A 20,344-nucleotide genomic window follows, 5' to 3' on the forward strand; every position below is an offset into this window, starting at 1 on the left:
CGTCTCGCGCACCGTCGAGGGCGCAGTTCCAACCCGCACCGCAATCGACTTGTGCCCAAGTCCTTGCTCAAAACGATATCTCAGTATCTCGCGGACACGCCGCATCTCCAATCTCTCCGCTGGCATCCCGTTCCTTCCTCGTCAACGTCGAAGGAAGAAACTTCACACCTGCAGACCCACCCTTGCCAGACGCCTCCAAGGGGGCGGCATCATCTCGGAACAAGGGGGCGACTATTTCTCGGAATTGGGGGGCGACATCATTTCGGAATCAGGGGGCGGATTGCCTCGGAATTTGCATGCAGACACCTCCCCATGCCTCCTACGTTTCTCCGCAGCAAATTGAGGAATATCAGCGCATCAATTTGATATTCCGGGCGGAAATCGAAATGGCTGCCGGTCAGCATGCGGAGGCGCAGCTTGATATTTCCGAAGTATTGGCAAAATCACCGGAAAATCCGGTCGCGTTGACCATGCAGGCTTGGCTGAAGACGCGCGAAGGTAATTTGGTTGAAGCCAAGCAGGATGTGGAGCTCGCAATTGCGAAAAACGAATTTTTCTTTCGCGAGCGGCTGGCGAAAGTTCAAGACGCCCTGACGCGCGGATCGCAAGCCGATGCGGATGTTGCTTTTGGCGAGCTCTTCCAGAACATCTAGAAAAGACGTCACTTTGCTCGGAGCCGGAACGGCATATACCGTCTCGATTTGGCATCAAAACTGCGGCGCCGGAACAGCCATCTTTATCCGTCGCCTTGAACATGGCCGGTGTGCTTTGCAAATGCCTTCGCCCGCTTTTTGGCGATCTTTCGCTGGCGCTGATCGCTTGCAAGGGTTTGATCGGCGTCTGCGCCGGAAGGCAGTGGACGATTTTTGTGGACACGATGAAACGCCCCACAATTGTCGTCGGGGCAGCCACATGACACAACGTCAACATGATACCGTGTCTGTCCACTGCGACATTGCAATGCATTGGTCCTTTCTTCGCTCTTGATGGTCTCAATAATCGCACCACGCTTCAGGAATTTCCCGACCACTTCGACCACCTTGTTCCTTGGGTTCAAAAATGCTGTCGGCCTGAAGATCGGCCGCCTGTGCCGTAAAGTCGCCGGCCGATAGCGTCGTTTGCGAGGCGATGTCGCCTGTCGCGGTAAGGTTCATGGCACCTGACGATGCTGAGGCTGCAGTCGCGGAAACGCTCGATGCGAACGCGACTGCGGTCAACAACTTTGCGGTTGGCACATCAAAGAAGCTTGTCTTTACCTATGACACAGGCTCCATAGTCGGTACAGTGATGCCACGAGGTGCTACTGTTTCCAGCCCAACCTCTAAGGTTATTGTCGTGTTGGTGCGCGATACATCGATTCCCTCGGGGTACAAGATACTTACGGGATACCCAACTCCATGATCTCTCATCCTGCACTGTTCCAATTTTTCGCTGGTTATTTTCATCAGGATTTCGGCCTCGAGGGAGAAACGGATATCCAGATTGTCACGGCATTCAAGCGTAACGAACCTCGTTCTGTTGTTGAAGAAGTCAGAGATAATTTGCGCGACGTTATTGAGCGCTGTGAAAATGAAGGGCTTAGCGCTGATGATTTCTTAGAAGAAAACGAATGCTATTATTATTATGCGGCGGAACAAAAAACAGGATTGCAGTGGATGAAAAAACTATACGATCTTCTAAAAATGTAAGATTTATAGCATATGATACCACAAGAGCGCCCGACGTCGGTACGAGCTCGCAGAGCGTTTCTCCTATGAATGCCTTGCTGATACGATTTAACGACAAAGGCTGCCATGTTCTCCGCTCTTGCGATCGCCGCAACACCTCCACAAATCCGAATATGTGAGGTAGGGTCGGCTGGCTATTCCCTGAAGTAGTGATTAACTTGCTTCAGGGACTCCCGTGGAATGACGAGCCTGCCGACTACTTTGTGGCCGGTTTTAAGTGCGTGGAGTTGCCGTGGCAGCCGAAGACTCCAGGAATATTTACGGTCCGATCCAGGCCGTTCCATCTTCCCGATTAATGGACAAGACGACATGGCAAGCCACGCCATTGGATTGAAACTCGATCGTTGCCTGCCCCTCGTCCGAACCGAGGACGCGTTCGATTAATTGACTTCCAAAACCTCGTTGTTTCGGCACTTTGACCACAGGCCCGCCGACTTCCTTCCAGTGCAGGTTGATCGCGTCCGCTTCCCGCCGCCATTCAATGTTGACGCGACCATCTGCCGACAAGGAGCCGTATTTTATTGAATTCGTCATCAGCTCGTTGAAAACAAGAGCAAGCTTCACTGCCTGTTCGGGTGGGATCTCGACGTGGGGTCCAGTCAGGGTGATACGGTTTTGCGAAACTGGCTCCAGTACAGCCCTCAGCAGTGCCCGCAGATCTCGATTTGAGACGGGATCGGACATTCGCAAGACTGCGGCCATGGCAAGAAGGCGCTGACTGAACACCTGACGCTGTGCCTGGTCGACTTCCTTGAACGTCTGCTTCGCCAACACATCGGTCATTTGAAGGAGATTACTGATACGATGCTTCATTTCTCTTGCAATCAGATCAGATTGGCTCTCGGCTTGCCTCAATGCACGCACAAGTAGGTGCATGAGGTGCGCGATCGCGATAATCAGTGCGCTCGCCAACAAGAACACAGCTAATCCGATCCAAGATTGCTGCGTCAGCGCAAACGAGTTGAATGCTGGCAACCATGCATAGGCGGACACGGTCGCGGCAAAGATCGTGGTGAGTAAACCACAATAGACACCGCCGAACGTGCTGGCGACCATCACGGCCGCGAACATGGTGATGAACGGGAGACCGGCAATGGCGGGCTCCATCAAATAGCGCAACAGGCTTGCGATGCCGACAGCTGAGATGGCGATCATGATTATGCGAGGAAGGGGAACAGGACCTCGAGGCAAATACGAGGCAAATCGCTTGGTCAGTCGGAAATTCGATGCCTCGTTCATAATGTGCCCCGATGACGAGTGCTTAACTTGCGGACCGAGCTGCAACACCAGAACAAACAATACTAGCATCTCTGCTTATGTCGAGAGACAAGCACGGCCGCGGATCTGGACGAGATCAAACGCATTTCAAATGGTTTTCCGCTGGAGCATTTGGAGGCGTTGAAGGAGATCGCCTCGGCCCGTCGGATGTGTTTTCCTTCAAATACGGCCGGTGCGAAAGAGGCATTCAAGGGCTGTGAAAATCCTGGCTTTCCAACCGTGAGGCCGCGGGGCTTTCGCTTCGGAATCGCGGCTCCGGTCTGAGAGTTGCGACCCGCATCAAAAACGTGGCGATATGGTGCCGGCGATTAATCACGCGATATTCGCTCTACCGCCGCTGGGAAGTAGACCACCGCGTAGCAGTTTGATGACCGCGAGTTTCGTTGCTCGCAAACTCATGGCGCCGGCGCAGCGGCGGCAGGAGCAATAGTCCGCCGTGGCCAAACTACATTCGGGTGTGCGCCGGGCTTTGGTTCTGCTGGCTCTTGACATCGCTCAGCGACCACCAATCTTCGCCTGATCAAAGAGTGGAGGAGAGCGAATGCAAGGGACGTGGTACGTCGAGCGCTATTTGGAAGATGGGTTGTCTGCGGAAGGTTCTGAAGAGCACGCAACGTATGAGGCAGCTTTCGATGCTGTGAAGGCCATTCGGGAAGCTGGCAAATCCGCGCGCTTCATGGCTGCCGTTAGTGCAGCGAAGGAGCAGATAGCATCGTTCGATGAGCTTGGAATGGTTCTGAGAATCTAGCTGCCCTGGTCAAATCCGCCGACAGAGATGGTCAAGGATTGCCCGATGAAGATGATTTGCTGCGGCAGCGCAAGAAATTGTTGCGTCGAATTCAAAGTGCAAAACGACTGATAGGTAGGCTTGAGCAAAAAGACACCTCCGATTCACAGACATGGACGGGACTCGGAAAGCGAGGGGCGGACGGCCGCTAAGATATTGACTTTGGATTCTTTTTGACTCGGAACAATAAGTGGAGTGATTCTGTTGACTCGCATTGGTTGCTGGAGGAGTGCGAGGAGATGGTGGCGCCGCGGGCAAATTGGAAAGGGTACATAAAGTTCGGCGAAGTGGCGTTTCCGGTCGCGCTTTATACGGCCGCATCCTCGTCCGAACGGATCGCCTTCAATACACTGAATCGAAAGACGGGCAATCGCGTCCGGCGTGAATTCGTCGATAGCGAAACCGGTGATCCGGTCGAGCGCGAGGATCAGGTCAAGGGTTTCGAGATCGAGGATGGACGCTATGTCGTCCTTGAAGCGGAAGAAGTCGCCGCCGCCGTTCCCGAAAGTGACAAGACGCTGAAGATCGAGGCTTTCATTCCCTGCGACAAAGTCGACGACGTCTATTTCGACAAGCCTTACTATTTTGCCCCCGACAAGATGGGCAGCGATGCGTTCAAGCTGCTGCGCGATGGCATGAAAAAATCCAACGTCGCCGCGATCGCCCGGACAGTCCTCTTCCGCCGCCTGCGCACGCTCCTTATCCGTCCGCACGGCAAAGGATTGGTGGGTTCAACCTTGAACTTCGACTACGAGGTCCGCTCGTCCGAGAAGGCGTTCGACGAAATGCCCGATCTGAAAATCGAAGGCGAGATGCTGGACCTTGCCAAGCACATCCTCAATACTAAGAAGGGCACCTTCGACCCGAAGCAGTTCAATGACCGTTACGAAGAGGCCGTCGCGGAATTGGTGAAGGCCAAGATCGAGGGTCGCACATTGCCGAAGAAAAAGGCGCCGCCGGCTTCGAAGCCGAGCGACCTGCTGCAGGCGCTGCGCGAGAGTGCCGGCATATCCGCACCAACAAAGACCAAGCGCACGGCCGCCAATGCCAATGCCGGCAAGAGCAGGCAAAAGACCGCGCGTGCCTCGGCATCGAAACCGCGCAGCTCCGGCGGCCACCAGCACCGGCGCGCCGGGTAACAGGAGGTTGCCATGGCGATCCGCCCTTATTGGAAAGGTTATCTGAAACTCTCGCTCGTCACCTGCCCTGTACAGATGATGCCGGCAACCTCCGAAAACGAGAAGGTCCGCTTCCATACGCTGAACAGACAGACGCAGAACCGTGTCGTCAGCCACTATGTCGATTCCGTCACCGGCAAGGAGGTGAAGGAGCAGGACGAGGTCAAAGGCTATCAGCGTGGGGAAAATGAATATGTGATCCTCGAAGACGAGGAATTGGAGAACGTCGCGCTCGAAAGCACCAAGACGATCGACATCGAGATCTTCGCACCGCGCCACAGTGTCGAATGGATCTGGCTCGACACCCCCTATTATCTTTCGCCAGACGATCCGGTCGGACTGGAGGCGTTTTCGGTCATTCGCGACGCCATGGCGGCCGAAGACATGGTTGGCATTTCCCGGCTGGTCATTTCCCGCCGCGAACGGGCCGTCATGCTGGAGCCGCGCGACAAGGGTATCGTGCTCTGGACGCTGCGTTATGGCGACGAGGTTCGGGACGCGGACACGTATTTCGAGCAGGTGGACGATGAACCGGCTGATAGTCAGATGATGCCGCTCGTTTTGCAACTGATTAAGAAACAGACGCAGCCCTGGAGCCCGAAAATGGCGTCCGACCCGGTTCAGAATAGGCTGCTCGACATTATCGCGGCCAAGAAGAAGAAGATGAAGCAGCCGGTCAAGTCGAAGCCCAAGGGCAGGGAAAAGGCGGAACCGGAGCCGAGCAACGTCATTAATATTATGGAAGCTCTGCGCAAATCCGTCGACGCCGAGAACCGCTCCGGCAGGCACTGAGCAATGATCCGACCGCGCCTGCCTTCCGCTCCTCTTCTGCATGACGCGAATTCGACAATTCAGTCGCGGCCTATCCGGCGGCGCGACCCCGATCAGCCAAGCCTGCCCTTCGATCCGATGCCTTCGCGCATAGAGCCTTGCCTGGCGCTACTGAAGCCAACTGTGCCGCAAGGGCCGGACTGGCTTTACGAGGTTAAGTTGGATGGTTACCGCTTGGCAATCCACATCGAACCAAAGAGTATTCGGATCCTCACGCGTGGCGGCCATGACTGGACGCACCGCTTTCCCGCAATCACGGCCGCGGCAAGAGGCCTCGGGATCACAACGGCTATTCTCGACGGAGAGGCCGTCGTCCTTGACGAACAAGGCCGATCGGATTTCGGTGCCCTGCAGCGCTCGCTCGGCGGCCGCGGCGGCAAACGCGTCTCGACCGAGTCGATCCTCTACGCCTTTGACTTGCTTTATCTGGATGGTCACGATCTCACGCGCACCGAGCTCTCGCTGCGTCGTCACCTGCTTGAAGGTTTGATACCGGAGAATGCCGATGGCGCCCTGCGCCTTTCGGCGGAGCTACAGCTCGATGGCGAAGAACTGCTGGACTACGCATGTCACCTTGGTTTGGAGGGCATCATCGCTAAGCACCGCGATCGTCCTTACCGCAGTGGCCGCCTGGGCGACTGGCTGAAGATCAAATGCGTTCAGAGCGAAAGCTTCATGATCGTCGGTTACGAGCAGTCTGCCACCACGCGCGGCGGTCTTGGAAGCCTTCTGCTTGCGGGGCGGAAAGGACACGACTGGATCTACGTCGGATCTGTCGGAACGGGCTTTAATGGGAAGGAAGCCGAAGATCTGCGCAGAACGTTGGATCGGCTCAAGACCAAGAGGCCGGCCGTGCCGCTGAAAGGGAAACGCCTGGTGTTCGCGCAACCGACCTTGATCGCTGAGATCGGGTTCCGCGGTTGGACGAATGAGGGGAGCCTGCGTCATCCGTCTTACAAAGGCCTGCGTGAGGTTCAGGACAATGCCGCCGTCTTCAATATGACGGATGCGCCGTCGACGGCAAAATGACGTTCTGAACTCCCGGCTATGGTGGGTGTGCGCAGGATCAGTTCACGGTGCGTCGTTTTTTTTGGTGATACCGAAGTTCCCCGCATCACGATCTGCAAGCGGGCTCCAATAGATTGCCACAGGTTGCGTTGCGGCAAATCCGTGGTTACGAGGCGGTCTCGAGAAGGTCGCCCGGCGTTCCGGGCGATCCGGTGACATTATCTTGATGCAATTGTCCTCGGCTTGGCCCACCCGAGCAAGCCGCGTGCGCTCTTGACCATCACTTTGAGGTGAGCGGGATCATGGACCCCCTGCCGATAGAGCTCGATCGCGACGGCTCCGATGCGCTCGGCCTCGTCGGAGGCCTTGGCCACTCCGATCTCCCTTAGCAGCTCGTCGAAGACGAACTGGCAAGCAGCGAGGTCGCGGGCATCGAGGAAAGCCGCCTTCTGAATGTCGATCGTTTTCATTTCGAGGTCTCTGACCGAGAGGTGCCGCCCGAGAGAGAGCGGCACCAACTGCCTTTAGGCAACCTGTTTTTCGGCGTCGATCTGAAGCGGCATAGCCTGCGGCTGGCTGCCGATCTCGACCTTGCGCGGCTTCATAGCATTCGGGATTTCGCGCTTGAGATCGATGCTCAGAAGGCCGTTCGTCAGCGCGGCATTCTCAACCCTGACATGGTCGGCCAGTTCGAACCGGCGCTCGAAAGCGCGCCCGGCAATGCCCCGGTGCAGATATTCTCCGTCTTTTTGCTCGGCCTTTTGGCCCTTGACGATCAACACGTTTCGCTCCTGCGTGATGTCGAGGTCAGCATCTGCGAAACCAGCGACAGCCATCTGGATGCGGTAATCATCCTCACCCGTCTTGATGATGTCGTAAGGCGGCCAGGTCTCGACGGCCTGCAGGCGCTGGGCACTGTTGAGAAGATTGAATACCCGGTCAAAGCCAATGCTGGACCGATAGAGCGGTGCAAAGTCGAAGTCGTTTCTCATAACCAAATCCTCCGTAAAGCGAGATGGAGAGGAGACGCGTCGGAAACCTGCGTCTCCGGCTTCCGGCTCCCATCTAGGCTGCCGGTAGCATCGATTTGGTTTGCCGTTTTTTCAGATTCAAGACGATCTGCAAAATTTTTTATCACCTGATCGCCGTATCAAATACATGCCTTTTTGCCATTCGATTGTTGGAGCGCTTGCCTGTTGCCGTTGGCAGAACCCCTCTCAACTGACGCTGTTTTCATTACGAAAGCGCCAGCCTCGGCCATAGAGCTTCCAAAGCATCCAGGAACGCCGCGATCTTCGACACGGGCGAGAACCAACCGGAACATTCCGATCCGCAACTAGTTTCCTGAGAACCTACCCCAATCGCTTAGGAGACCGATCAAGTCCCCTGGACCATTGACCGCATTGCTCGCGGTGTCGGCTATCGCCGGCTATCAGAACCGCGATAAGATAGCGGAAGTTTTAAAGGGAATTGGACGGCCCGTACTAAGCGGCGAGACCTGCGCCGACGGCACGCCCTCTAGGACCGACGGTATTGGTGACCGGCTCGGCAATCTCACGCGCAGTGGATGCCTCGGCGATCTTTTTGGCAACAGTTCGGCCGGAGGCATTCTGAGCGGAGGTTTCGGAAGTCTTCTGGAGCAGTTTCAACGCAACGTCAGGGGACAAAGCCGAATCCTGGGTCAGCACAGGCGATAACAAACCGATAAATGATCAGGAGCTTAGCCAGGCACTCGGCGACGACATTCTCAGCGAGCTTGCCGCCAAAACCGGCCTCTCGCGGCAAGGAGCCGACTGTCTCGGAAGAATCTTCCGAAGGCGGTGAATGAGTTGACCCCCAGCGGCAGCGTGCCGAAGGAAAACCAGGCTGATGCGTGGACTTCGTCCAGGCCCAGCCCAGGCGGCACATTCGCCTGACATTTGTGGCAAGGATGAGCAGCCGGCGTCGTTGCGAGTGCTCGCTCGCCGTTTTGGGGAGGCACCTTGAAAATTACGCCGCCGGTCTTGATTTGCCGAGACGCTTAATAGCCTGTTCGAGCGGCCGCTTGCCATCACAATAGTCCTTCCAGGCTGATCTTTTCGCAAGAAGCATCGGCACCGTGCGGACGGTGAAGCGCTTTGGATCGAGACCGGATTTCACTTGCGCCCAGGTCAGCGGCATCGACACGGTTGCACCGGGCCGGGCGCGCGGCGACAAGGGCGCAACAGCCGTCGACATGCGATCATTGCGCAGATAGTCGAGGAAGATGCGGCCGCCTCTCAAGCTCTTCGTCATGTTGATGAGATAAAGATCGGGATTGTCCCATGCCATCTGCTGACAGACATCGTGGGCAAACCCCTTTGCTGCAGCCCAGGAGAGCGGCCTGCGCTTATTGACCGCAAGGGGGGTGACGACATGCAGGCCCTTGCCGCCCGTCGTTTTGCAAAAGCTGATCAGCCCCAATTCGTCCAGCCGGTCGCGCATTTCGCGGGCGGCAGCAACAACAATGGAGAATGGCACGTCCGGACCTGGATCGAGATCGAAGACAAGGCGGCCGGGCACTTCCGGCTGATCGGTTTCGCAGTTCCAGGGATGGAGCTCGACAGCGGCGACCTGCGCAACGGCGGCAAGGCCCTCGATCCGATCGATCTGCAGATATGGCTTCTTGTCGCCGAACACCTTGATGAGATCGAGTAAGTTCGATTGCCCAGGCATTGCATGGCGCTGGAAGAATTGCTCACCGGCAATTCCATCCGGCGCACGGATGATTGAGCAGGGTCTGCCCTTGATATGCTCGATCATCCACGATCCCACCGCCTCATAATAACGCGCAAGGTCCTCCTTGGTGACGGATTCATCATCGTTAGCGTCAGGCCATAGTGGCTTATCCGGATTGGAAATCAGTACGCCCATGACGTCGGCCTTCGCCCCTTTTTGCCGCGTCGGCTTTGCCTTGGCATGCTGAGCCGGTGGAACGTCTGTCTCCGCGGGCAGCGCCGGCCGTTCGGCTTCGACTTCTTTAGCCGGGTTGTCTTCACGCAGCCCTTTGAACGCTGCCTGGCGAACGAGTCCATCAGCGGTCCAGCCCGCGAACTCGATTTCGGCGACGAGCTCCGGCTTCAGCCAGACGACCTCCGCTTCCTTCTTCGGCGCGCCAATGCCGGTGAATGGAGATTTTGTCGTCTCCAGCGCCTTCAGCTTCGGCAGCAGCGTTGCCACTTTCTTTGCGCCGTAGCCAGTTCCGACGCGGCCGACATAGACGAAACGACCACCGCGATAGACACCGGCCAACAACGACCGGAATTTGCCATTGGTTTTGGCATATGCGCCGATCACCACCTCATGGCCGGCCCGGCATTTCGACTTCGCCCAGGTGTCCGTGCGGCCAGACCGATAGGGCGCATTCGCTTTTTTGGAGATGATGCCTTCGAGCGACAGTTTGCAGGCGGAGCGCAAAACGGCATCGCCGCCGGTCTCGTAATGTTCGACGAAGCGAATCCGCGGATCGTCGCCGGCTTCGATCAGCAGCTCCTGCAATTGCGCCTTGCGTTCAACAAGAACTCGGGAGCGCAGATCCTCGGCGCAGTCATAAAGCAAATCGAAAGCAAAGTAGACGAGACTGCCAGTCTTTCCCGCCGACAGGGCGGCCTGCAGGGCAGCGAAATCTGGCGCGCCGTGGTCATCGAGCGCGCAGATCTCGCCGTCGATGATGCAGTCCGGCAGCGCCGACGCCGCCTCGGCAATCTCGGGATATTTGCCGGTCCAATCGAGACCTTTCCTGGTCTTCAAGGTCACCTCGCCGTCGAGCACGCGCATCTGAACGCGATAACCATCGAATTTGATTTCATGGATCCAGCCGGAGCCGGCCGGCGGACGCTGCAGGGTTTCGCAAAGCTGCGGCGCAATGAAATTCGGAAGATCGACGGCCGTGACAGACTTGGTCCTTTTGCCGCCCCGCGCCTCAGATGTTCGCTCCTCGGCGGCAAGACCATGATTGCTGTCCCAAACGGCGTCGGCCTCGATCGTTCCACCTTCGACCATGAACGGGGAGGGCTTTCGACCTTTGCCAGCGGCGATCATTTCTATCGAACGTCCCGACGCTACCGATGTGGCATTCTCAGCCAGGACCGCGGCGCCATTTTCCTCGACCGAAAACTCGTCATGGTGCTTGATCAACAGCCAGTTTTTGCGCTTGCCGGGATCGCGATCGTTGCGCATGCGCACGAGCACGAAGCTGCCATGTAGGCGTTTTCCCTCCAGCGTGAATTTGAAATCGCCTTTGGCCAAAGCCTGGTCGGGGGTTTTCCTGCCCTCCGGTTCCCAATAGCCGCGGTCCCATAACATCACCGTGCCGCCACCATATTGACCTTTCGGTATGGTGCCTTCGAAGTCGCCATAGTCGAGCGGATGATCCTCGACCTCTACTGCCAAGCGCTTGTCGTGCGGATCGAGAGACGGTCCTTTGGTGATGGCCCAGCTCTTGAACACACCATCGAGTTCGAGGCGCAGATCGTAATGCAAACGTGTGGCGTCATGCTTCTGAATGACGAAGCGCCGGCGGTTGGTCTTTTTGATCGGTTTCTTGCCGCTCGGCTCAGCGGTTTTCTCAAAATCGCGTTTGGATCGGTAGCTCGATAGCTTGTCGCTGGCCATGACAATTCTCGGACATAGGTCGTGAAACGGAAAAGCCACTCAAGCCTTTGTTGTTCCACTTGCCGATGATACCGCGGAGTAGCCAGTTAGCGATCGGACTGACGATATTGGAAGCCCCGAGCAGCGCGAGAGCCACGTCCCGCCTCGAGCGAAGCGGGACACCCAATGCCGCATTTAGATCGCAGCCATTCGTTTGGCTGCGGGTGGGTAAGTATGCGGCTTCACTTTTGATGCAGTCATGACGGTCGCCATGCCGGCTTCGAGGCATGCGGCCATGAACGCTTCCCGCGCGATCACCGCGGGAACGGCGCCGTTGAGCGCGCCGCGACAGGTTTTCACGGCCCGCTCATGGCGTTCTCCATGTCGCAATGGCCATTCGTTTTCGAGAAAATCCAGAGCGTCGTAGACGCCGGCAAAGGTACGGTCCAAACCGCATTGTAGGCGGATCGTCACCGGACGATCCCAGGGAACATCATTCAGCGGCATTTTCTTCCTCCTTTCCACGCCACCTATCTTCCTGAATAGGATATTGGAATTGGCCGCCGCGCCTTCAAGTATCGTCGCGGCGTCGAGGTCACCTTCAGACTCCCGAAAATCGCAACTTATCGCAAACTCGGAGGGGCCGCAGCTTGTACCGCGGCCCCCAGAAGTTTGGGCTGATTAGCTCTTGATAGCGATCCGCTTGACCTGCGACTGTGCCTTCTCGCTTTTCGGCAAGCTGACGGTCAGTACGCCGTTCTTAAAATGCGCATCGACCTGGTCCTCCTTGACCTCGACGCCGAGGGGGATGCGGCGCTCGAACCGGCCATAATAGCGCTCGGAGAACTGCCGATTGTTATCCTCGCTCTCGGAACGTTTTTCGCCCTTCAGCGTCAGCACGCCATCATTGAGCAGGACCTCGATGTCCTTTTCCTCCAGCCCGGGCACTTCGGCCGTCACCTTGATCTCCTTGTCAGTGTCGGAGATTTCGACACTTGGCCAGCCGGCTCCAAAAGCGGAGCCGCTTCCCACGGATCGCAGGCCGGAACCGAAGCCTCGGAATGCATCGTCGAAAAGACGGTTCACCTCGCGATGAAGCGACAGGAAGGGATCACGGTCGTCATCGCGGAAGAGACTTGGAACCTGGTTGCCGTTATCGCGGCCCCAGCGTATCAGGTCACGAACACTCATGTTTTTCTCCTTTCTGTTTGTTTAGTTGGAAAACCTCCTGAAGGCGCGGGACGAGCGCGGCGCTCTGGTTACCAACTACCCTGCCCTTCGGAGCCTATGCCTTCTCGGCCTCGATCTGTCTGGTCTCGGCCTCCGGCAGAGCCACGTCAGTCATTATCTCGATCTGGCGCGGCTTCATCTCTTCAGGGATTTCGCGCTTAAGATCGACCGCCAATAGACCGTTGACGAGGCCGGCGCCGACGACCCTGACGTGGTCGGCAAGCTCGAACCGTCGCTGGAACGAACGACCAGCAATGCCGCGATGCAGATAGCGGCCGTCGTCACCGTTTGTCTTTTGGCCGGAGACCAAAAGCGTGTTCTGCTCCTGCGTGATCGTCAGTTCTTCCTGTGAGAAGCCCGCCACTGCCATGGCAATGCGGTAATCGTCTTCACCGGTCTTCACGATGTCGTACGGAGGCCAGTCATCGACGATCTCGGTGCGGCTTGCGGCCTCGAGCGCATTTAGCATTCGGTCGAAACCGATACTCGACCGGAACAGCGGGGAAAAATCGAGGTTTGTCCTCATAGCCATATCCTCCTTATAAGCAACATGGATACAAGGAGACGCCAAGAGCACACGGCGTCTGCTGGACTTGTCGATCCCAGTCGGGCATTCGAACAATACTAATATAATTCAGCAGGTTGCGGTTTCAAGAGAAATGGCATTACCCCTAAAAAATTGATTTTTGACGTCATCACATTCGGTCCCAAGCGATAGTGCTGATGTCTTCAGGTTTCTGTGTCGTATTCTCGCCCTTCCGTGGACGGATGGTGCGCATGCGCAGCCGCGGAAGGGCGAGGCGCTCATCAGGGTGCGGACGAATTCCTAACGCGGTCGAAGCCTCCATTGCAATCTTGGCTTGCCCTCCGCAGAAGCGATCGCCAAAGTCTCTAAGCGACGATCTGTAGATCGACTTCCCGGCCTTTGATGTGGCGAAACCGCGCGGCTTTCGTTCGAGTGCCGGGCAATTGTCGATAGATGTCGAGATAGTCCCGAGCCATCCGTTCGGCTGTGAAACGCTTCTCGAAAGTGTCCCGGACTTTGCGACGGTCGAACCGCAGTACCCATTCGATGTTTTCCGCTGCTTCCTCGACGCTATCGACCAGCACACCGGAGATACCCTCGTCGATCACTTCGGGAACGGAACCACAGCGGAAGGCGATGACCGGCGTGCCACAGGCCATGGCCTCGATCATGACAAGTCCAAACGGCTCAGGCCAGTCGATCGGAAACAGCAGCGCGCTGGCATTGCCAAGGAAGGCGGCCTTCTGGCATTCGTTGATCTCGCCGATGAATTCCACATTCGGATAGCTCTCTATCATCGGTTCGATCACCGTTTGCCAATAGGCCTTGTCGGTATCGTCGATCTTGGCGGCGATCTTCAGCGGCATTCCGATTTTTACCGCAATCTGGATTGCTCGGTCCGGCCGCTTCTCGGGCGATATTCGTCCGAGGAAGGCGAGATAGTTGCACTTCGGTTTTCCCGTAAAGGGCAGCAGTTTGACCGGTAGTCCGTGATAAACTGTTCCGGACCAGTTGACCGGCGGCATCGGCCGGCGCTGATCGTTGGAGATCGAGACCAGCGGAATGTCGGGAAAAGCTTTATAGAATGGCTTTAGATCCGGTAAGTCGAGCCGTCCATGAAGCGTCGTGATCGTGCGATCGGCAAAATCTCGGATCAGCGGGAAATGTAGGAGATCGATATGGAAGTGGAGGACATCGAATTCCTGCGCACGCCGGCGGATCTCCTCCAGCATCAAGACCTGATGCGGCAGGTCGTCCTTGACGGCCGGGTTGAGCCGCAGCGCGACGTCCGAGCACGCCACCAGCTTGGCGCCGGTCACGGAATCGCCGCTGGCGAAAAGAGTGACGTCATGGCCTTGTGCGACAAGTTCCTCGGTGAGATAGGAAACTATCCGCTCGGTTCCTCCATACAGCTTCGGCGGAACACTTTCAGCGAGCGGTGCAATCTGGGCGATCTTCATCGGCAAAACCTCCTCTATTGAGCAAAGAGTCGTCGGCAAAAATCAGGCCCGCATCCTCAAAGAGGCACGCGGTAGGTCAGAAGGAAGGTCTACATTTCGAATAGTTGTCGGCGACGGCCTCCTTTCCAATAACGACATAGGTCAAAGCCGCCAACCGGCGCGCTAACAGTTTCAGGCGATGGGCATGGTTAATGGAGCCGGCCGAATCTTGGTCTCCAGCTCGCTGATCGTCTTCGTCCAAGGCCTTCAACGCTTCCATGATCTCATCATACGAGACCGCCTTATCCGCCCCCGGATAAAGCCGAAGGGCTGGAATGGACTCAATGGCAAAGATGTCGGATGCCCACGACGCAAGAATGGCCCGCTTCTCTTCCTTGCCGATGTCAGGGGATACAAGGACATCACGCGGGTGATCGAAATGTTTTGCCGGATGAAGTAGATGCGCGGCGTTGATCGCTGCCGTGACTTCCTCCGGTATCGAGTTGCTAACACTTTCCTTTTCATTGCTGGCTCCATAGATCTTACCGATGGAACTTGAGGCTTGATCGTCTGAACAGGAGGTCCGCTCTCGGCGAATTGGGGGGACCTCCTTGATCCATTAGAAGTCCATGCCGGCGCCCGCAGGCAAGGCAGGTGCAGCTTCCTTCTTGGGCTTCTCGGCGATCATGGCCTCGGTCGTCACCAGCAGGCCGGCGACGGAAGCGGCATCTTCAAGGGCCGTGCGCACGACCTTGGCCGGATCGATAACACCCTGAACGTAAAGATCGCCATATTGATTGGTTTGGGCGTTCCAGCCGAATGAAAACTCACTCTTCTCGCGCAGTTTGCCGACCACAATCGAGCCTTCCGCGCCGGCATTCTCGGCGATCTGGCGGACCGGCGCCTCAATCGCCCGACGGACAATATCGACGCCTACGCGTTGGTCGTTATTTTCGGTCGTGAGCCCGTCAAGCGCATTGACGGCTCGCAGCAGGGCGACACCGCCACCGGGCAGGATGCCTTCCTCGACGGCGGCGCGCGTCGCATGCAGCGCATCATCGACGCGATCCTTCTTCTCCTTGACTTCCACTTCCGTCGAACCGCCGACGCGGATTACTGCGACCCCCCCCGCGAGCTTGGCCAGGCGTTCCTGCAGCTTTTCGCGATCGTAATCGGAGGCGGTTTCCTCGATCTGCGCCCGGATCTGGGCAATACGCCCGTCGATCTCAGACTTTGAACCAACGCCGTCGATAATCGTCGTATTCTCCTTCTCGATCGCCACCTTCTTGGCCCGGCCGAGCATGTTCAGCGTCACATTCTCGAGCTTGATACCGAGGTCCTCGGAGATGACAGTGCCGCCCGTCAGGATGGCGATGTCTTCCAGCATGGCCTTGCGGCGATCGCCGAAGCCAGGAGCTTTCACGGCCGCGATCTTCAGACCGCCACGCAGTTTGTTGACGACGAGCGTCGCAAGAGCTTCGCCTTCGACGTCTTCAGCGATGATAAGGAGCGGCTTCGCCGATTGTACCACGGCTTCAAGGCTGGGCAGTATAGGCTGGAGATTCGACAGCTTCTTTTCATGGATGAGGATATAGGGCTCCTCGAACTCGACCCGCATCTTTTCGGCATTGGTGACAAAGTAGGGGCTGAGATAGCCGCGGTCGAACTGCATGCCTTCGACGACTTCCAATTCGGTTTCGGCGGTCTTGGCTTCCTCGACCGTGATCACACCGTCGTTTCCGACCTTCTCCATTGCCTCAGCAAGAAATCGGCCGACCTCGGCATCGCCATTGGCAGAAATCGTACCAACCTGAGCGATCTCGGAATTATTTGAAATCTTACGGGCTTTGGTCTTCAGTTCCTTGACCACGGCGTCGACAGCAAGGTCGATGCCTCGCTTCAGATCCATCGGATTCATGCCTGAGGCAACCGCTTTGGCACCTTCCTTGACGATTGCCTGGGCAAGTACGGTCGCCGTGGTCGTGCCGTCGCCGGCGATGTCGTTGGTCTTGGAAGCGACTTCTCGAAGCATCTGCGCGCCCATGTTCTCGAACTTGTCTTCAAGTTCGATTTCCTTGGCGACGGTAACCCCGTCCTTGGTAATGCGCGGTGCGCCGAAGGATTTGTCGATGACGACGTTACGACCCTTCGGGCCGAGCGTTACCTTCACGGCATTAGCGAGCACGTCGACCCCACGGAGCATGCGTTCACGGGCATCGGTGTGAAACTTGACTTCTTTCGCAGTCATTTCTTTAACTCCTCAATAGGCAGCTATCTGATGGTCTTGGCATAGACGGCTCAAGCAGCATTCTTCTGCTCGGCATCGGATTCGATGATGCCCATGACATCGCTTTCCTTCAAAATCAGCAGATCTTCGCCATTGATCTTGATCTCGGTGCCGGACCATTTGCCGAACAGGATGCGATCGCCGGCCTTGACGTCGAGCGCCTGAATCTGGCCGGCATCATTGCGCGCGCCGGGGCCAACGGCGATAACCTTGCCCTCTTGCGGCTTTTCCTTGGCGGTGTCTGGGATGATGATACCGCCCTTCGTCTTTTCTTCGGATTCGACCCGGCGGACGAGAATGCGATCGTGAAGTGGTCGGAACGACATGTTTTCCTCCGATGGACAAACAATGATGACGTTGTTCCCCTGGCCGGACCGGATGACCAGTCCGGGCGGGTGCAAAACCTCGATCGAGCATTTTGCGCGAAATGATCTGGTTTTGCGATTTTTTGATTTCAAGAGGGCGAAGTGAAAAAATTAGCACTCCTACCACGTGGCTGCTAAGTCACTGAAAGGAACAACAAACTTGCGGTCCGCGTTGCTTCGCACCTTGTTCAAGGCGGAGTTGCTGCTGGTATGGGCCAGATTCCGCCATGGCTAAATGAGATCAGCAAGGTGTGGCCCGCAAATCGGCGGCGTCTCATTGAAACCGTTCTCCTCTTTGCGTGTTACAGCAACTGGCAGCTAAGGCGTTTCCAATGTTACCATGGAGGTCTCGCATGATTACGCGGCGAGTGCTTTTGGCAATGGTTGCGACCGTTCCGGTCCTAAAATCCGAGCTTGCCTTTGGAGGCAAAACTGGTCGCGAGACCATCGTCCAACTGCAATACCCACCGCCCCTGCTCACCATCCCAGAGCGGCGGATGCGACGCTCCGCTCCGACACCCATGGAGATTGAACAAACTCGTGACGCCCTTGCCTTAACGCCGACAGGACCCCGTCCGATCGACATCGCGCAGAGTTTTAGAGACCGGTAACATCTCTGGGGCCGAAAACGGGTTGTTAGGCCCTAGCAGTCCATTGTCGTCGCTTTGTTCGGAGAGAAAGCGATGGCGGTGCAATGGACGATCACGATCGAGGGCAGGAACGATTTTGGCGACATCTGCCGGAAGGAGGTTCGCATCGACAAGAGCTGGGAGCGCCTGTTTGACGGCGACATCGGGTTGTCGATTGAAGACGGCAAGAAGATCATGGCGGTGCTGCAGAGCGCAGCCGTGAACCATGAGGCGGAGACCTACACCCTTTTTCGTCGGGTTTGCACGGAATGCCACGCGTTCCGGACGGTCAAGGACTATACGACGCGCCGGATCCGAACTGTCTTTGGCGCGGTAGAGGTGCGCAACCCCGCTGGATGCTGTGCGGGGATTGCCATCCAGGCATGGTCGCTGCTTTCGCGCCACTGAAGGAAATCTGCCCGGATCGAGCGACGCCCGAGTTGATGGAACTAACCGCGCGGCTGGGAAGCATGTTGCCGTACCGGCAGGCGGCGAGAGTGCTTGCTGAATTCCTGCCGGTTGAGCCGACCGAGACGCATGCGACCGTGCGCAAGCGCACCATCAGGATCGGTGAACGGCTGGACGAGCAGCACGCAGGAGAAGAGCGGCGCGCAAGGGCTCAGATGGAGGAACGGCGCCAACTTGAAATGCAGCTTCCCGGTGATCGGCGCAGAGAGTTCGTCGTCAGCATCGATACGGCGCACGTTCGGAGCGCCGATCCCAATTCAGCGCGAAACTTCGAGCTTGTTGTAGCCAGATGTGGTCGCGGCGGTCGGGGCGAACCAGGTGGCCGCTATTTCGCGACCAGCAGCACCGACCAGGCCGCAATCCGAGATCGAACGCTCCACGCGCTTCAGCAACAAGGGTATTGCGGCCTTGGCGACGTCACCGTGATTTCGGATGGCGCGGAAATCCTGAAGCGCCTACCCCGCGCCATGCCGAGGCCCACCACCCATATCATCGACTGGTTCCACGTCGCCATGAAGATCCAACCCATGCAGCAGATCGCCGACCACATGGCTCGATCTCGCGCGGATGGTCCCGGGCCCCTCCCAACAATCTACAGGGACATCAGAGCCGTGAAGTGGCGCCTGTGGCATGGGCGGGTCGATCGCGCGATCCGCGACCTCGAGCAACTCTTGGAGCGAGTGAAGGATTCGCAAGTAGAGGGTGAGTTCTCGATCGCCCGGCTTCACAGCCTCGGCTCGCAGCTCCTGACCTATGTCAGATCGAACCGCGGCGCGATCGTCAACTATGGCAAGCGCTACCGAACTGGGCTTCGTGTCGCCACTACTCTTGCCGAGTCAGCGGTGAATTCGCTTGTCGGCAAACGCATGATCAAGAAGCAGCAGATGCGCTGGTCCCTCCATGGTGCCCACATGCTCATGCAGGTTCGGGCAGCGCAGATCAATGGCGACCTTCACGATCGGCTGCGGGCACTGTTCCGACAGCCAGAACCGAACGTGCCTCCATTATTCAAGGCCAAACCGCCTCTTCTGCGAGCCGCATGACCCCAGAGAAATTACCGGTCTCGAACTGCATTCGAGTTGGCGTATGTCGAGGCAGCCTGCCGCATCTGCGCTCGCGTCAAGCCGGAGACGCGCTCCAGTTCGGCCCAATCGTGGTTTCGCGCGGCAGCAGCGAATTCCTCGAAACCCGCGGTATGCTGCTGGATGAAATCGTGATCGAGGACATGTTTCTTGTCGGCAGCAGCCATCGCTGCGGCAAAAGCTACCGTTCCCGCGTCGGAAGGATCATCCGGGATCGCATCGGTTCCCGTAACCTTGCTTGTCCCGGATGCCTTCAGCGCATCGTCGGCCTCGATCAGTGCCTTGCAGACGCCGAAAAGTGCCGCGATATCGCCGCCGTTCCTGACTTGATAATATTCCGACGAGATCAGCGTTTCCTTGCCAGTGAGCATCTGACCGGGCATCTGGGGATTGACGAAGCGCTCCAGCCCAGGCTCGCGAAGTGGGTTGAAGGTGACGATCTTGGCGCCTCTGTTGACGGCATCTTGCAGGTCGTGAAGCATTCTCGGCGAGGACGTGCCAACGTTCTGTCCAAGGTAGAAGATGCAGTCGCAATTCTGGAAATCGGACAGAATGGCCGTGCCGATGGATGCGCCGATGCTTTCCGGCAGTGCTGCGGACGAGCCTTCATGGCACATGTTCGATGAATCCGGCAGATGGTTGCTGCCGAACATGCGGGCGAACAATTGGTACATGTACGAGGTTTCGAGCGATGCGCGACCGGACGTATAGAAATCGACCTTGTCCGGGGATATCGCCCTCAATTCGCGGCCGATCTCTTCGAAAGCGTCCTGCCAGATGACGGGTATATATTTATCCTTTTCAGCGTCCCAACGCATGGGATGCGTCAATCGTCCCTGCTCTTCGAGATCATGATCGGGCCAGGTTTCCAGCTCGCCGAGCGTATGGGCTGCGAAAA

Annotated in this window: 18 protein-coding genes and 4 pseudogenes; 9 read left to right on the forward strand and 13 right to left on the reverse strand. The window is 57.2% G+C overall.

The genetic code is table 11. The features are described 5' to 3' along the window. The first annotated feature begins 386 nt into the window (after positions 1 to 386). On the forward strand, positions 387 to 653 hold the full coding sequence (locus tag PH547_RS32310) for a hypothetical protein (protein ID WP_285170355.1): 267 nt from the start codon (positions 387 to 389) through the stop codon (positions 651 to 653). Positions 654 to 992: 339 nt separating this feature from the next. Here PH547_RS32310 and PH547_RS32315 read toward each other — a convergent pair whose 3' ends face one another. Then, positions 993 to 1,154 (reverse strand): hypothetical protein, encoded by a 162-nt coding sequence (locus PH547_RS32315; protein ID WP_285170356.1) that lies wholly within the window; start codon positions 1,152 to 1,154, stop codon positions 993 to 995. On the opposite strand from PH547_RS32315, the gene PH547_RS33905 reads away from it, so the two are divergent. Together PH547_RS33905 and PH547_RS32320 are read left to right on the forward strand one after the other, a co-directional pair. Continuing rightward, on the forward strand, positions 1,153 to 1,401 hold the full coding sequence (locus tag PH547_RS33905) for an RNase A-like domain-containing protein (RefSeq protein ID WP_350223757.1): 249 nt from the start codon (positions 1,153 to 1,155) through the stop codon (positions 1,399 to 1,401). The genes PH547_RS32315 and PH547_RS33905 overlap by 2 nt on opposite strands. Further along, entirely contained in the window at positions 1,398 to 1,688 is a 291-nt protein-coding gene (locus PH547_RS32320; RefSeq protein ID WP_285170357.1) for a contact-dependent growth inhibition system immunity protein, read from the forward strand. The genes PH547_RS33905 and PH547_RS32320 overlap by 4 nt, the downstream gene beginning before the upstream one ends. A 297-nt stretch (positions 1,689 to 1,985) precedes the next feature. Here the strand turns inward: PH547_RS32320 and PH547_RS32325 are convergent, their stop codons facing one another. Beyond that, positions 1,986 to 2,966 carry a sensor histidine kinase gene (locus PH547_RS32325; protein WP_285170358.1) on the reverse strand — a complete coding sequence of 327 codons (981 nt, stop codon included), beginning with the start codon at positions 2,964 to 2,966 and terminating at the stop codon, positions 1,986 to 1,988. 580 nt (positions 2,967 to 3,546) lie between these two features. Between PH547_RS32325 and PH547_RS32330 the strand changes: the two genes are divergently transcribed. The 4 genes from PH547_RS32330 (at position 3,547) to ligD (PH547_RS32345) (ending at position 6,830) form a co-directional block, all read left to right on the forward strand. Beyond that, positions 3,547 to 3,753 (forward strand): hypothetical protein, encoded by a 207-nt coding sequence (locus tag PH547_RS32330; RefSeq protein WP_285170359.1) that lies wholly within the window; start codon positions 3,547 to 3,549, stop codon positions 3,751 to 3,753. A 278-nt stretch (positions 3,754 to 4,031) separates the two neighbouring features. Next, entirely contained in the window at positions 4,032 to 4,931 is a 900-nt protein-coding gene (gene ku / locus PH547_RS32335) for a non-homologous end joining protein Ku (RefSeq protein ID WP_285170360.1), read from the forward strand. Positions 4,932 to 4,943: 12 nt separating this feature from the next. After that, entirely contained in the window at positions 4,944 to 5,762 is an 819-nt protein-coding gene (gene ku, locus PH547_RS32340; RefSeq protein ID WP_285170361.1) for a non-homologous end joining protein Ku, read from the forward strand. Between the two features lie 3 nt (positions 5,763 to 5,765). Continuing rightward, the gene (gene ligD / locus PH547_RS32345; protein WP_285170362.1) at positions 5,766 to 6,830 is read left to right on the forward strand and encodes a non-homologous end-joining DNA ligase; all 1,065 of its coding nucleotides are present in this window, start codon (positions 5,766 to 5,768) and stop codon (positions 6,828 to 6,830) included. A 197-nt stretch (positions 6,831 to 7,027) separates the two neighbouring features. Here ligD (PH547_RS32345) and PH547_RS32350 read toward each other — a convergent pair whose 3' ends face one another. Together PH547_RS32350 and PH547_RS32355 are read right to left on the reverse strand one after the other, a co-directional pair. After that, positions 7,028 to 7,279, reverse strand: coding sequence for a hypothetical protein (locus tag PH547_RS32350; protein ID WP_285170363.1), 252 nt, complete (start codon positions 7,277 to 7,279; stop codon positions 7,028 to 7,030). Positions 7,280 to 7,333: 54 nt separating this feature from the next. Further along, the gene (locus PH547_RS32355; protein ID WP_285170364.1) at positions 7,334 to 7,801 is read right to left on the reverse strand and encodes an Hsp20 family protein; all 468 of its coding nucleotides are present in this window, start codon (positions 7,799 to 7,801) and stop codon (positions 7,334 to 7,336) included. A gap of 420 nt (positions 7,802 to 8,221) precedes the next feature. On the opposite strand from PH547_RS32355, the pseudogene PH547_RS34000 reads away from it, so the two are divergent. Next, positions 8,222 to 8,633: pseudogene (locus PH547_RS34000) on the forward strand (YidB family protein). 165 nt (positions 8,634 to 8,798) lie between these two features. On the opposite strand, the gene ligD (PH547_RS32370) reads toward PH547_RS34000, so the two are convergent. The 8 genes and pseudogenes from ligD (PH547_RS32370) to groES form a co-directional block, all read right to left on the reverse strand. Beyond that, positions 8,799 to 11,441 carry a DNA ligase D gene (gene ligD / locus PH547_RS32370; RefSeq protein WP_285170366.1) on the reverse strand — a complete coding sequence of 881 codons (2,643 nt, stop codon included), beginning with the start codon at positions 11,439 to 11,441 and terminating at the stop codon, positions 8,799 to 8,801. A 174-nt stretch (positions 11,442 to 11,615) separates the two neighbouring features. After that, positions 11,616 to 11,927, reverse strand: coding sequence for a DUF982 domain-containing protein (locus tag PH547_RS32375; protein ID WP_285170367.1), 312 nt, complete (start codon positions 11,925 to 11,927; stop codon positions 11,616 to 11,618). A gap of 174 nt (positions 11,928 to 12,101) precedes the next feature. Next, complete coding sequence (locus PH547_RS32380; protein WP_285170368.1) at positions 12,102 to 12,611, reverse strand: Hsp20/alpha crystallin family protein; 510 nt, start codon at positions 12,609 to 12,611, stop codon at positions 12,102 to 12,104. Positions 12,612 to 12,705: 94 nt separating this feature from the next. Beyond that, on the reverse strand, positions 12,706 to 13,176 hold the full coding sequence (locus PH547_RS32385) for an Hsp20 family protein (protein WP_285170369.1): 471 nt from the start codon (positions 13,174 to 13,176) through the stop codon (positions 12,706 to 12,708). A gap of 365 nt (positions 13,177 to 13,541) precedes the next feature. Next, positions 13,542 to 14,636: a glycosyltransferase family 4 protein gene (locus PH547_RS32390; protein WP_285170370.1), complete on the reverse strand. Its 1,095-nt coding sequence runs from the start codon at positions 14,634 to 14,636 to the stop codon at positions 13,542 to 13,544. 89 nt (positions 14,637 to 14,725) lie between these two features. Beyond that, positions 14,726 to 15,156, reverse strand: a pseudogene (locus PH547_RS32395) (hypothetical protein). 78 nt (positions 15,157 to 15,234) lie between these two features. Then, positions 15,235 to 16,863, reverse strand: a complete 1,629-nt coding sequence (groL, locus tag PH547_RS32400) for a chaperonin GroEL (RefSeq protein ID WP_285170371.1) — start codon at positions 16,861 to 16,863, stop codon at positions 15,235 to 15,237. Positions 16,864 to 16,913: 50 nt separating this feature from the next. Continuing rightward, positions 16,914 to 17,228 carry a co-chaperone GroES gene (gene groES, locus PH547_RS32405; protein WP_285170372.1) on the reverse strand — a complete coding sequence of 105 codons (315 nt, stop codon included), beginning with the start codon at positions 17,226 to 17,228 and terminating at the stop codon, positions 16,914 to 16,916. A 722-nt stretch (positions 17,229 to 17,950) separates the two neighbouring features. Between groES and PH547_RS32410 the strand changes: the two are divergent. Continuing rightward, positions 17,951 to 19,407, forward strand: a pseudogene (locus PH547_RS32410) (ISKra4 family transposase). A 23-nt stretch (positions 19,408 to 19,430) separates the two neighbouring features. On the opposite strand, the pseudogene PH547_RS32415 reads toward PH547_RS32410, so the two are convergent. Further along, positions 19,431 to 20,344 (reverse strand): annotated as a pseudogene (locus PH547_RS32415) (molybdopterin-dependent oxidoreductase); the annotation flags it as partial.

Origin of the sequence: Rhizobium cerradonense (assembly GCF_030182455.1) — a bacterium.
Taxonomy (GTDB): domain Bacteria; phylum Pseudomonadota; class Alphaproteobacteria; order Rhizobiales; family Rhizobiaceae; genus Rhizobium.